We start from the raw sequence: 13,002 nt of genomic DNA, 5'->3' as shown, positions 1-13,002 counted from the left end.
CAAAAGATGAAAGAATCAGTTAGTTATGATAAAATTTAAGTATTCTTAAATAATTAAGCTTGTAGATAGGAGAATCGTCAAATGAAGTTGCCTAGGCCAAGAACACGTTCGATTAAGGCTGCGTTACTGATGATCATTTTCATCATTCAAATTGTCTGGTTAATTATAACATTCAATAATCTGTTAGCGTATTCAGTGTGGTTAAATATTCTTTTAACACTATTTTCAGTAGGGATGATTTTATATCTTGTGATTAAAAATGAATCTCCTGCCTATCGGATGAGTTGGATTATTCTAATTTCACTATTTCCGGTTTTTGGTGGCTTATTTTATTTCTTATTTGGTAATAAGAGACCCGCACGCAAAATGTCTAAAAAAATTCAAGAACAAGTTCATAAAGACTTAGATAAAATGTATGAAGTACCTAATGCTAATGAGGCCTTATTGGAACACGATTTTCGAGTAGGAAGTTTAGCAAACTATATTAATAATTATGCTAATATGCCAGTTTATTCGAATACAGACGTGGAATATTTTCCAAGCGGTGAGTCAATGATGGAGACACTTATTAGAGACTTAGAGAGTGCTCAAAATCATATATTTGTAGAGTTCTTTATTATTGAAGGGGGACAAATGTCCGACGCAATTTTTAATGTATTAAAGAAAAAAGCGGCGGAAGGCGTCGATGTCCGCCTAATTTATGATGATTTTGGTTGCTTGATGCGCTTACCAAGCAACTTCGACAAACAGATGGAAGAAATCGGCATCAAAGCGTTAAAGTTTAATCCGATTAAACCGAATTTAACCTTGGCTTATAATACCCGTGATCATAGAAAAATCATTGAAATTGATAGTACCATTGCTTATACGGGCGGTTTAAACTTAGCAGACGAGTATATTAATACGATTGATCGCTTTGGTTACTGGAAAGACAATATGATCAGACTCCAAGGACCTGCAATTTGGAACTTAACGACGCTCTTTTTAGATATGTGGAACGCATTTTATCCAACGGATGAAAGTTATGATAAATTTATAAATAAAGAAGTCCGTTTGCAGACAAACCAATTGATGGATAGTAAAGAAGCGGTTTTGGCAAAAGGCTTTGTTCAGCCTTTTGGTGATTCGCCATTGGATGATGAAGCGTTGGGTGAAAATGTTTATCGTGATATTCTCAATATCGCGCAAGATTATGTGTATATTTACACACCTTACCTAGTTATTTCTTACGAGCTTCAACAAGCTCTAACGCTAGCTGCTAAAAGAGGTGTGGATGTACGCTTATTGACGCCAGGTACACCAGATAAAAAAGCAGTTTACCGGATGACTCAATCTTACTATGCGCCTTTACTTGAGGCTGGAGTAAGAATCTATGAGTATACACCAGGGTTTTTACATGCGAAGACTTTTGTCTGTGATGATAAGATAGCTTCGATTGGCACAATTAATCTGGATTATCGTTCGTTATATTTGCATTTTGAAACGAGCACAATGCTATATTATCATCCTGTGGTTGATGTTATTAAGCAAGATTTTTTAGAGTCACAAGCAGAATCGCAAGAAATTTACTTAGAAGATACGCGAACAAATTTCTTAGGAGAATTATGGGATTCGTTTCTTAGAATATTAGCGCCATTTGTATAAAAGAAGAAAAAAATCACTTAAGGAGGGGTGTACATGAAATGGGAAGATTTAAGGAAAAGTCGAAACATAAAGGACAGACGTGGTCAAAGAGGTAGTCGAAACTCAATGCCGAACTTTGGTGGTGGTAGTAACCGTAGCGGTGGCATGGGCTCTAGTTTACTGTGGCTGTTACTGGGTTCAGGTGGCAAGAGTAAATGGATCCTCATTGCAGTTGTTGCCTTTATGTTGATAGGTGGTGGTGGTAGTGGCTTGTTTGATCTAGGGTTTAACACAGACAATAACGTGTCACAAACACAACGTCAAGAAGACGTATTGCAGAACGATTCACTAGCTGCAGATACAACAGATGCAGAGTATGAATTTTTATCCGCTGTTCTAGGGAGTACGGAAGACTTTTGGGCACAAGAATTTGAAAGGTATGGGTTAGAATATCGTTATCCGACACTGGTTGTATTCTCTGGCAGTGTTGAGACTGAAGGTTGTGGTTTTGGAACGACTCAAGTGGGGCCGTTTTATTGTCCGGCAGACGAAACACTGTATATTGATTTACAATTCTATCGTGATTTAACTAATCAATATGACGCACCAGGTGACTTTGCTATGGCGTATGTTGTTGCGCATGAAGTAGGACATCATGTCCAAAACTTATTGGGGACAATGGATGAATTCAATTCAGCAAGACAGAGAATGTCAGAATCACAAGCGAATGCTTTGACTGTTAGATTAGAATTACAAGCGGATTATTTCTCAGGCGTTTGGGCACGTTACGTTGAAGGAGAAGGAATTCTCGAAAGAGGCGATATCCAAGAAGCGATGCAAGCTGCACATGCTGTAGGGGATGATACTTTGCAAGAAGAAGCCTATGGCCGTGTAATGCCTGACTCATTTACTCATGGCACGTCCCAACAGAGACAAGAATGGTTTATGCGTGGTTTTGAAAGTGGAACAATTGAAGGTGGAGACACGTTTAATACTTCGATTGATTAATAATCGAACGAAGTCTAAAGATTTAAGCAAGAATTTGCTTCGTCACTCAATTCTTGCTTAAATCAATTATAATGTAATTTGATACACTAAAAGTTTATTAAGACTATTTTGTTAAGGGAGTTGTTGAATGTGTCACATACAGATGGTGCTGAGAGTAGAGTATCACGCCGAGCAAGTCAAGAGCGAAAGAAGCGCAATTTGATAAGTAAGATTGTGGTGATAGGATTGGGTTTGCTTGTTTGTGTAGCTGCTGCGATGTTTATCCCTTCGGATTCAGCGCAATTTAATACACAGGAAGTTCAAGCAGCAGTCCAACAACTCTATTTAAATGAGCAACAGGATTATTTAAATCCAGATGTGACTCGTGAAATGATTGAAGACACGGTTGAAAAAGTTGATTACTTAGGAATAAAGGAAACAGAAGCTGTTTATCAAAAAGCTCAAGAAGCACGCCAAAAATTCTTGGCGATTGAGGCTTTGTCTAATGTTTATGCGACAGAAACAGCTGTGATTGAAGGAGAGAGCGTTCAAGCCGATCTTAAATTAAAAGAGGATTTAACGCTCGCTTCAATTCAAGAAATAAGTACCCGTCATCAATTAACGGGTGAAGATGAGTTAACTACACAAATCAATCGTCTATATACTGAAGCGACGCAGGTGCTTGAGGAAGTGGCTACTGTTGAAGAACTACTGGGAACATTGCCGAATGACCTGTCAGGTGAGGTTAACTTAACTGAACTTTTACCACAATTAATCGAAGTTGAAACGGAACTAGAACGTTTAGAGGGGCAGCCTTCAATTGAAACTTTCCAATCAGATTTTGAGGATAAAGTAACGGAGGTAGCCGACGTCATTAAAGAACAAGCTGAGACAACGGAGTTTGATGAAGCGCTACTGGAGACGATGTTTAAATGTAATACTTTGTCCAAAAATCTTAGTGGATCGATTTTAGATTCACGTAAATTAGTTTCGTTAACCTTTGATGACGGACCTAATCCACTTTACACACAACAAGTCTTGGATATATTGGCCAAATATGAAGTAAAAGCAACGTTTTTCTTGTTGGGACAAGAAGTGGAACGTCATCCTGATTTAGCTAAGAAAATTGTTGAAGAAGGTCATATGGTTGCCAACCATTCCTTTGGTCATCCGAATTTGGCTGAAATTTCAGATGAGGAAGTATTGAAGGAAATCAATCAAACGCAAGACGTTATATTTGATGCGACGGGTGTCACACCGACAATGTATCGTATGCCATATGGGGCAGGGGGCGCTCGTGTCGTCAATCTATTTCCCGAATTGGAGTCTGTTATTTGGAATGTAGACTCTGAAGATTGGATTAGCGATGATGCGTACTTAATTTACGAAAACGTTGCTGCCAATATGTTGCCGCATACGGTTATTTTAATGCATGATAAGCACCAATCGACGGTTGATTCACTTGAACTCATTATCCCAGATTTACTCGATCAAGGTTATGAATTCGTCGACCCATTAGAAGTAGGGATGGAATTTTTATACTACGAATAAACAAAACAGCAGGTCATCTTCTCTTTTAAAAAGAAGGTGACCTGCTGTTTTTATAGGCGTTCAAGAAAGCTATGATCCCATTCATAATAAACACATGCTTTACTTAATTAATTTCAGTTGTGTATCCTCGATTTTATAAAGGTGATCAGCTACCTTTTCAACAAAATAGCGATCATGAGAAACTAATAAGACAGTCCCTGGATAGGCTATAATGAAATCTTCTAAGGCTTCCCTAGTGTTTAAATCAATAAAATTAGTCGGCTCATCCAAAATAAGAATATTTGACGGTTTGGCAAATACTCGTGCTAAGGCAATGCGTGTCGCTTCGCCTCCGCTTAATGTTTTAAGAGGTAAATGGACCTGATTATGATCAAAACCTAATCGGATCAAGAGAGCGCGGATGATGTGCTCTGGATAATCTGATTCTGATAGTAATCACTCTAGTGGTGAATGAAGTTGAGTTAAGTGATAGTCCATCTGTTGGTAAGTCATAATCTCAGCTTTAGGTGACACGCTAACTCCTTCATTTTGTTCGAGGATATAAGATAGTAAACTACTTTTACCTGTCCCATTATTGCCTGTCAGAGCAATCGTTTTATTCAATGGGAATTGAAAGCTGACCTTATCCAGTAGTGTTTTATCCCCACGTTTCAATGTAATGTCTTCTCCCATGATAGGGTAATCATTATGGAGTGTAAGATGAGAAATCGTTGGGAATTGGATCCGATCTTCTCGTTTAGGCGCATCAACTTGCTTGAGTTGTTCCAACCGTTTGACAATCGCACTAGCGGATTTGTGTAAATTCTTTTGAACAGTATCCTTTTGTTTGGAACTATTCAAGCGGCTCGGTTTTATGTGTCTCTTTTTTTGCTTAGACGAAACCGTTCCCGCCGATTTAGCTTGTTGTTGCTTTACTGAGGCTGCTTTTTCTAGACGAGTTTTTTCTAGTTGGTACTTTTCAAACGCATGGTCCTGTTCGCCGATTGCTTGATGTTTTTGAGCTAAATAAGCATCATAGTTACCAGGATAAACATTCATTGTTCCGTTTTCTATTTCCCAAATGGTAGTTGTTAGCTGATTTAACAAATAGCGGTCATGACTGACTAAAATCAAGGTCCCATAATAATCACGAAGTTCTTCAGTTAGTAAATCAATACTTGTTTGATCTAAATGAGTGGTTGGTTCATCTAAGATTAAAGCCGCTTGATAAACACTAAGTGCTTGAATGAGGCGGTATTTAGTTAATTCGCCTCCACTCAGTGAATGAAGGGGCACGTTAGATAAATTGAAACGACTCATTAAGTCACTGTCTAAATCTTCTGCTCGGTAGAGTTCGTCGATTTCAGCACTTTGAGAGAAGTAATTAAAGGCTGTATAGGTATGAACCCTTCCTTGATCAGGTACTAGTTCGCCAGCAATTAATTTAAGTAAACTAGATTTTCCATGCCCGTTACCACCAATGATTCCGATACGGTCATTTTCATAAATGCTCAGCCGATCGATTGTAAAGAGCTCTTTGCGGCCAAAGTTATGGTGAATATTCTGTAAATCTACGATTAAATTTTCCGATGTTTTGCACTCCTTTTCAGTCGTGCACGTTTGCGACAATTCTGAAGAAAGTACGCCAAAAAAGGATAGCCTAGCTATCCTTCGACATGTTTGAATGTAAAAATGAGCATACTCATCGTAAGAAAGTGTCGTTAGTACAAGACTTTTGAATAATCTATTTAATTAACATTTATTCAAAAGATCTAACTTAATTCTCATCGATGATAGCATTTCTACACCTCTTTCTACTATGTTATCCTCAATATTATCACGAACGACGGGATTGTCACCCCTTACATCGTGCGTCCTTGTGATAGACGGGTGTCTAAATATGCTCTATAATAGAAGGGTATAGAAATTATTCCTTATTCAGAAATTAAACTTTAAAGAAAAGAGGGGAGAAAAGTGAGCGAAAAACATTTAAATAGTCCATCACATCCAGAAAATGATCATGATGAGATTAAAGTGTTTCAAGGATTGACTCAAACGGCTATTACGAATAATCGTCAATTATTGGATATTCTTGATTTAAATGCCGAACAATTAACTTATTATTTAGAAGAGGCTATCCTAGAAAATCCATTTATTGATTTAGATTATGCTTTAGAAAAAGGTGTTGCCAACATTCATCATCATGAGAAAGATGCGACGATTCAAGGTGTGGATCCGCAACTGCCACGTATGCCTCAAAATTTATCGACATTTTTATTTGAACAAATCATGTTATATCGTCAAACAGACATTCGTGATGCGATGGTCCAAATAGTGGATTATCTAGATGAACGAGGTTACTTGCCGGATTCTTATCAAGACTTGGCTAAAAAAATTAACATGCCACCGATTGTAGTCTTAGATGCGATTACGCTACTTAAGCAGCTTGAACCAGCAGGAGTAGGAGCACGCGACTTGCAAGAGAGTTTGATGTTGCAAACGGAACAAGATAATCATGCGCCGAACGTCGCTTATCTATTATTGGAAGAACATTTCGCTTCATTGTCTGAACAAGATTATGCTGAAATAATCGATCAAACAGATTTAAGCTACGAAGAAGTGATGGAATGTGTGAACTATTTCCACACCTTGCGCCCTTCACCAGCGACCTTATTTGACCAACAAGAAAAAATTAATTTAATCCCTGATGTGACGGTTGTTAAAACACAATCTAAGTTAGGTGTGAGGTATAATCGTCAATACTATCCTAAAATTAACTTCAATCAAGCTTATTATGATGAAATGAAGAATAAAAAAGATAGTGAGTTACTTGCTTATATCGAGCCACATCAAGCAAATTATTTAAAACTATCTGAGAATTTACGCTTAAGAGAACAATTAGTTTTAGAGGTAACCAAAGCGATTGTCATTGCTCAAAAAGATTTCTTTACGAAGAAAACTCAAGAACACTTGCCTTTATTAATCAAAGATATTGCACAAACCGTACGTTTGTCAGAACCTATTGTTAACTTAATTGTCACAAACAAAAATCTAGAGTTTGATAAGTATGTCTGCCCACTCACAGACTTCATTAATGTGACAGCTAAAAGAGGGCGCAGTGGGCTATCAGCGTCTAATATTAAGCAATTAATTTATGAAATTTTAGAAAAACATTCGGATGAGATCTCTGATGAAGAAGTAGTGGAATTACTAAAAGATCAGAAAATTATGATGAGTCGCCAATTAGTGCATAATTATCGTCATGGTTTCTCTCAAACATAGTCATTAAAAATAAATATCCCTCATGACCACTTGGTGGTTTTGAGGGATATTTGGTCCGATTAATTAGTTAGGTTCGTAGTAAAACAAGGAGTGGCTTAAGTTCATCACATGCATCGGTGTGAGAATGTCGGTTGCTGGATTATAGTAAGCAATCATCACTAAGCGGTTACCTACTTCGGTGATGGCTGAGTTGAATAAAGCAACGTCATTTTCAACTACAAGCTGCGCTGATTCGCTATATGGCATTGGCACAATGATGCGCGGGATATAAAGCGTTTGGCCATTTAATTGCATCGAAATTTGGTCAACAGAGACATCTAATTGAGCTAAGGCTTCGTTAGAGTGAATAGTGTCAGTAATATTTGTAAGTGCACCGTCGGTTACTTGAGGCGTATTAGCGAACTGTTCCTCCTCGCTAAAGTTTGTTAGATAATACTCTTCCACTGCGACCAGTAATTGAGCGGGATCAATATTGTCTGGGCTCGTGGATACAGGATAGTCTGATTGTCCAATTATTTCTTCCTTAAATAACGAGTTAACGGCATTAGTTTCTTCATCTTCTTCAATAACAGTGACGCGTTCAGTTTCGGTTTCAACTAAGGCGCTTGAGGTTTCAACAGAATCACTGTCTGTTTGTGCGTCCTCAGTAAACAATTGACACCCTGTTAAAAGAACAAGGCTGAGAAGACTTAATATATACTTTTTCATTTTATGTTCCCTTCTTTCGACTTAGTATTGGACTAGGTCATTCATCCAGTCAATTATAACAAAATAGGACGGATACTCTATAACAAACTGATAACAGCCAGATTAAATTGCCAGAGCGAAGAAGGATTTGTGCGTTTTTTTTGCTACTTTAAGGACGAACTACTTGCATATCTCTAATTCGTTACTTATAATTAACAAGGTTAACTATTCAAACAGTTAAATAATTTATAAAGGTGATGAAAATATGATAGAGAATGACTTAGCACAGAAGATGTTCCAATTATTCTATAATATGGCTCGTGTAGCCAATTGGGACCTACTGCCTATGATGTCGAAAAGTGAGTATATTTTATTGAGAAAAATAAATAATTGTCAAATGCAAAATCATCGCTTAACTCTATCTCAAATCGCACAGGAACTAAAACTGTCTAGTCCGGCTATTTCGCGGACAGTAAAAAATGTAGAAGCCAAGCAGTGGATTGTGCGTGAAATCGATGAAGATGATCGCCGTAATTCCTTTATAGAATTAACAGCCTTAGGAAGCGAAGAAATCACCAAAGCAAATGCGATTATTTATAACTTGATGAATGAATCTTTGAATAAAGTTGGTGAAGAAGAAGTGCTTGCCTTCTTTGAAACGGGGGATAAAATATATCAAGCAATAGGTGAAACCTTGGCAGAGACTGTCAATAAAAGTAATAAGTAAAAGAAGAGGTGTAAATTTATGAAGTATTTATTAGTACAACTGAAACCGCATTGGAAATATATTGCCATTATTTTAATTGCCCATATTGTCCAAGCCTATACAACCATTTTATTACCAAGCCATACGTCAAATTTAGTTGACACTGGGATTCAGAATAGTGGTTTTGAGCACGCTGTGCCATTAGAATTAACAGAAGAAACCCATCATTATCTTTCAGCTGTGATGTTACCGCAAGAACGTGAAGTGCTTGAAGAAAACTATGCAGTTAATGATGAGGGCCATTATAGTTTAGTTGATGTAGACAGTGTTTCTACAGATGATTTTGAAACGTTGGAAAGCAATTTTTCTTTACCGTTAGCGATTTTACAAACGATCAGTACTTTACCAGAAACAGAAGCGACCCAAGCTAAGCAGATGATTAGTCAAGTAGCTGGAGACGCGGATGCTGTGACGAGTATGCGTGAAGCCATCGTGCCAGAATTAGAAGTTCTAGGCGAGTCTGCCGTTCGTAATGCGGGGATTCAACTAGTGATTTCTGAATATATTGCGACAGGTAACGATGCAGATGCAGTTAAAATAGATTACTTGTTCCGAGAAGGAGCAACGATGTTACTAATCGCTTTGATAACATTCGGCTCAGCAGCCTTAGCCTTTTATCTAGCATCAATTGTTGGTGCTGAGGTTGGTTATGATTTAAGAGACAAAATATTCAGTAAAGTGTTAACATTTTCGCAAAACGAGATGGGTGAATTTTCTACTGCCTCGTTAATTACTCGAAGCACTAATGATATTCAACAGTTACAATTAATCGTCACACTACTGTTGAGAGTGATTATCTTCTCTCCAATTCTTGCAATGTTTGGAGTCTTTACTATTTTTACAACACACTTTAGCATGGCTTGGGTGTTGGTATTAGCCGTTACTTTAATCGGAATTTTAGTAGCGATACTTTTCAAACTGACAATGCCAAGATTTAAGATGTTACAACAACTAATTGACCGTGTAAACTTATTAGCACGTGAAATCTTAACAGGTTTACAAGTCATTCGTGCCTTTGGCCGCCAAGACAAAGAGAGCGAACGTTTTGATGGAGGAAATACTGATCTCAGAAATACCTTCCTATTTGTTGGTCGCACGATGTCCCTAATGATGCCAACGATGATGTTGATTGCCAATGCTATTTCGGTCTTAATTGTTTGGGTAGCTGGAAGTCGTATTGGTGCAGGCGAAATGCAAGTAGGGGAAATGATGGCTTTCATTACCTACACAATGCAAGTGATTTTCTCATTCTTAATGTTCTCATTAATGTCGATGCAAATACCACGTGCGTTAATTTCAGCAGGTCGTATTCAAGAAGTGTTGGATAAACCTTTATCCATTGCAGATCCTGTTGAACCAGCTGTACTTGAGGACGTTAAAGGTGAAGTAACGTTTGATAATGTGACCTTCAGTTTCCAAGATTCTGAAGAGGAAACATTGAAAGACATTAATTTTACTGCTAAAAAAGGTGAAACAACCGCAATTATTGGTAGTACGGGTAGCGGAAAATCAACCTTGCTTAGTCTATTAATGCGTTTTTACGACCCAACAGAAGGGGCAATTTTAATTGATGGGGTGGATATCCGTCAATTAAGTCAAAAGCAATTACGTGCAATAATCGGTTTCGTTCCTCAAAAAGGAGTTCTTTTCTCAGGGGATATTCGCAGTAATATTTCGTATGGTGTAGAGTCTCTGTCAGAAGAGGCATTAAAAGAAGCAGCAGAAATCGCGCATGCAACTGAATTTATTGAACAAAAAGATGAAGGATATAGTTCTTCCATTTCTCAAGGAGGGACGAACGTTTCCGGCGGTCAAAAACAACGATTATCGATTGCTCGAGCGATTGCTAAACAACCAAAAATACTCATTTTTGATGACAGTTTCTCTGCCCTAGACTATCGTACAGATGCTTCATTAAGACAAACGTTAAAAGAAAAAATTTCTGATGTGACAACCATTATTGTTGCACAAAGAATTAGTACGATTCTGGACGCTGAAAAGATTATAGTTTTAGATGAAGGGGTTATTGAAGGAATTGGGACTCATAATGAATTGATGGTTAATTCAGCTGTGTATCGTCAAATTGCAACTTCTCAACTCTCTCAAGCAGAGTTAGATGAACAAGAGATTAAAGGGAATGAACGAGTAGAAGCCCGATCACAAAAGAGTGATTCATCTCAATTAGGATTGGAGGAATAAGCATGTCAAAAGAAAATGAACCAAAAAAAGCGGTTGGACCTGGTTCGCGTCAACAGAATGTTGGTGGCAAACCAAAAAACTTTATGTCAAGTATTTGGCGAATTGGGCGAGAAATTTTCTCTCATAAATGGAAAATGATCCTAGTGCTTCTGACGACTGTTTTATCAGTCATCTTCAGTATCCTTGGTCCTAAAACCTTAGGAGGAGCTACCACAGAATTATTTAACGGTATCGTCAGACAAACGCAAGGAACCGGAAGCATCGACTATACTGCGATTGGTCGCATTCTGTTATTTGTGTTGTTCTTGTATGTTGTAAGTTCTATTTTTGGAGCCTTACAAGGGTTTATAATGACAACTGTAACGGAAACAGTGACTTATGATTTAAGAAAGAATATGATTGCCAAAATCGACCGTATGCCGATGAGTTATTTTGAATCGCGTCCCTACGGTGAAGTGTTATCGCGTATCAACAACGATGTGGATACATTGGGCCAATCCTTGAGTCAAGGTGTGACCCAATTATTAACCTCCGTATTAACAATGGTTGGTATTGCCGGTATTATGTTAAGTATGAACTGGGTCTTAGCGATTGTTGTGATGATGATTGTTCCGATTAGTTTTGCGGTCATTCGTTTTATTATGAATCGTTCGCAACGTTACTTCCGTTCACAACAAAAATCTGTTGGTGTCATTAACGGACAAGTTGAAGAAGTATACTCGGGTCACCAAATTGTTAAAGCATATAACCAAGAAGAGCGTACCTTAGCAGAATTCTTGATTGAAAATGAGAAGTTAAAAGAATCAGCCTGGAAGTCTCAATTCTTTTCAGGTGTTCTATTCCCATTCATGCGCTTTTTAGGTAGTTTAGGTTATGTGGCTGTCGTACTTGTTGGAGCTTACATGGTCATGATTGGCGCAATGAACGTTGGTGATATTCAAGCCTTCACGCAATACGTCAACCGTTTCACGCAACCAATCTCTCAACTGGCTCAAATTGTTTCAATGATGCAAACGATGGCTGCGGCTGGAGAGCGTGTCTTTGAATTCTTAGATGAAGATGAAGAGAGTCAAACAGAAGGAGATATCTTAGATGTTTCTCAAGTTAAAGGTGAAATTCAGTTCGATCATGTAGCCTTTGGTTACAATCCAGATCAAACGATTATTAATGATTTCAGTGCACGTGTGAAACCAGGTCAAAAGGTTGCTTTAGTAGGACCGACCGGTGCAGGGAAAACAACAGTCGTCAAATTATTGATGCGTTTCTATGACGTCGATAATGGTTCGATACTAGTGGATAACCAACCGACTAATCAGTTTAGCCGTCAAAGTTATCAACAAGCGATGGCCATGGTATTGCAAGACACTTGGTTATTCAAAGGTAGCATTCTAGAGAACATTCGTTATGGACGTTTGGATGCTACTGATGAGGAAGTTATAGAAGCAGCCAAAGCGGCTCGAGTTCATCATTTTATTAAGCAATTACCTGGTGCTTACAAATTTGAAATTAACGAAGAAGCGTCTAACGTCTCGCAAGGTCAGAAACAATTATTAACGATTGCGCGTGCAATTTTAGCCGATCGCCCAATTCTGATTTTAGATGAAGCGACAAGTTCGGTTGACACACGTACCGAGATTTTAATTCAAGAGGCAATGGATGAATTAATGAAAGGGCGGACGAGTTTCGTTATCGCTCACCGCTTATCGACGATTAAAGATGCCGACTTAATTCTATATATGGAGCAAGGTGACATTGTTGAACAAGGAAATCATGAGATGCTTATCGCCAAAGATGGCCGTTATGCTAACCTATACAATAGTCAGTTTGCTACAACATAAATAACAGACTTTTAAAATGAGAGTTTGATTAGATTGACAGTTGCTTGATGAAAGAATAAAATTGATTCATCAATGTGCGCAATGGTCAAA

10 protein-coding genes are annotated in these 13,002 nt (G+C 38.0%); 7 read left to right on the top strand and 3 right to left on the bottom strand.

Features of this window, described 5'->3' with window-relative positions:
* The first annotated feature begins 81 nt into the window (after positions 1-81).
* The 3 genes from cls to ACTQ5J_RS11450 all read left to right on the top strand — a co-directional run bounded on the left by cls (position 82) and on the right by ACTQ5J_RS11450 (position 4,161).
* Positions 82-1,644 carry a cardiolipin synthase gene (gene cls / locus ACTQ5J_RS11460; protein WP_441753099.1) on the top strand — a complete coding sequence of 521 codons (1,563 nt, stop codon included), beginning with the start codon at positions 82-84 and terminating at the stop codon, positions 1,642-1,644.
* A gap of 33 nt (positions 1,645-1,677) precedes the next feature.
* On the top strand, positions 1,678-2,631 hold the full coding sequence (gene ypfJ / locus ACTQ5J_RS11455; protein WP_441753098.1) for a KPN_02809 family neutral zinc metallopeptidase: 954 nt from the start codon (positions 1,678-1,680) through the stop codon (positions 2,629-2,631).
* A gap of 129 nt (positions 2,632-2,760) precedes the next feature.
* On the top strand, positions 2,761-4,161 hold the full coding sequence (locus ACTQ5J_RS11450) for a polysaccharide deacetylase family protein (protein ID WP_441753096.1): 1,401 nt from the start codon (positions 2,761-2,763) through the stop codon (positions 4,159-4,161).
* A gap of 99 nt (positions 4,162-4,260) precedes the next feature.
* Here the strand turns inward: ACTQ5J_RS11450 and ACTQ5J_RS11445 are convergent, their stop codons facing one another.
* Positions 4,261-4,551 carry an ATP-binding cassette domain-containing protein gene (locus ACTQ5J_RS11445; protein WP_441753094.1) on the bottom strand — a complete coding sequence of 97 codons (291 nt, stop codon included), beginning with the start codon at positions 4,549-4,551 and terminating at the stop codon, positions 4,261-4,263.
* A gap of 45 nt (positions 4,552-4,596) precedes the next feature.
* The gene (locus ACTQ5J_RS11440) at positions 4,597-5,769 is read right to left on the bottom strand and encodes an ATP-binding cassette domain-containing protein (RefSeq protein WP_441753092.1); all 1,173 of its coding nucleotides are present in this window, start codon (positions 5,767-5,769) and stop codon (positions 4,597-4,599) included.
* A 345-nt stretch (positions 5,770-6,114) separates the two neighbouring features.
* Here ACTQ5J_RS11440 and ACTQ5J_RS11435 point away from each other — a divergent pair, with 345 nt between their 5' ends.
* Positions 6,115-7,422, top strand: coding sequence for an RNA polymerase factor sigma-54 (locus ACTQ5J_RS11435; RefSeq protein ID WP_441753091.1), 1,308 nt, complete (start codon positions 6,115-6,117; stop codon positions 7,420-7,422).
* Positions 7,423-7,485: 63 nt separating this feature from the next.
* Here ACTQ5J_RS11435 and ACTQ5J_RS11430 read toward each other — a convergent pair whose 3' ends face one another.
* Entirely contained in the window at positions 7,486-8,130 is a 645-nt protein-coding gene (locus ACTQ5J_RS11430) for a lipoprotein (protein WP_441753090.1), read from the bottom strand.
* Between the two features lie 244 nt (positions 8,131-8,374).
* Between ACTQ5J_RS11430 and ACTQ5J_RS11425 the strand changes: the two genes are divergently transcribed.
* From ACTQ5J_RS11425 to ACTQ5J_RS11415, 3 genes are read left to right on the top strand one after another with little or no spacing between them, the layout of a single operon-like run.
* The gene (locus ACTQ5J_RS11425; RefSeq protein ID WP_441753089.1) at positions 8,375-8,836 is read left to right on the top strand and encodes a MarR family winged helix-turn-helix transcriptional regulator; all 462 of its coding nucleotides are present in this window, start codon (positions 8,375-8,377) and stop codon (positions 8,834-8,836) included.
* Positions 8,837-8,854: 18 nt separating this feature from the next.
* Positions 8,855-11,074 carry an ABC transporter ATP-binding protein gene (locus tag ACTQ5J_RS11420; RefSeq protein ID WP_441753087.1) on the top strand — a complete coding sequence of 740 codons (2,220 nt, stop codon included), beginning with the start codon at positions 8,855-8,857 and terminating at the stop codon, positions 11,072-11,074.
* Positions 11,071-12,912 (top strand): ABC transporter ATP-binding protein, encoded by a 1,842-nt coding sequence (locus ACTQ5J_RS11415; protein ID WP_441753177.1) that lies wholly within the window; start codon positions 11,071-11,073, stop codon positions 12,910-12,912. Before ACTQ5J_RS11420 ends, ACTQ5J_RS11415 begins: the two co-directional genes overlap by 4 nt.
* The last annotated feature ends 90 nt before the right edge of the window (positions 12,913-13,002 follow it).

Source organism: Fundicoccus sp. Sow4_F4 (genome assembly GCF_052116145.1).
Taxonomy (GTDB): Bacteria; Bacillota; Bacilli; order Lactobacillales; family Aerococcaceae; genus Fundicoccus.
Note: the sequence above shows the minus strand (reverse complement) of the source record. Positions and strands in the feature narration are given on the sequence as shown.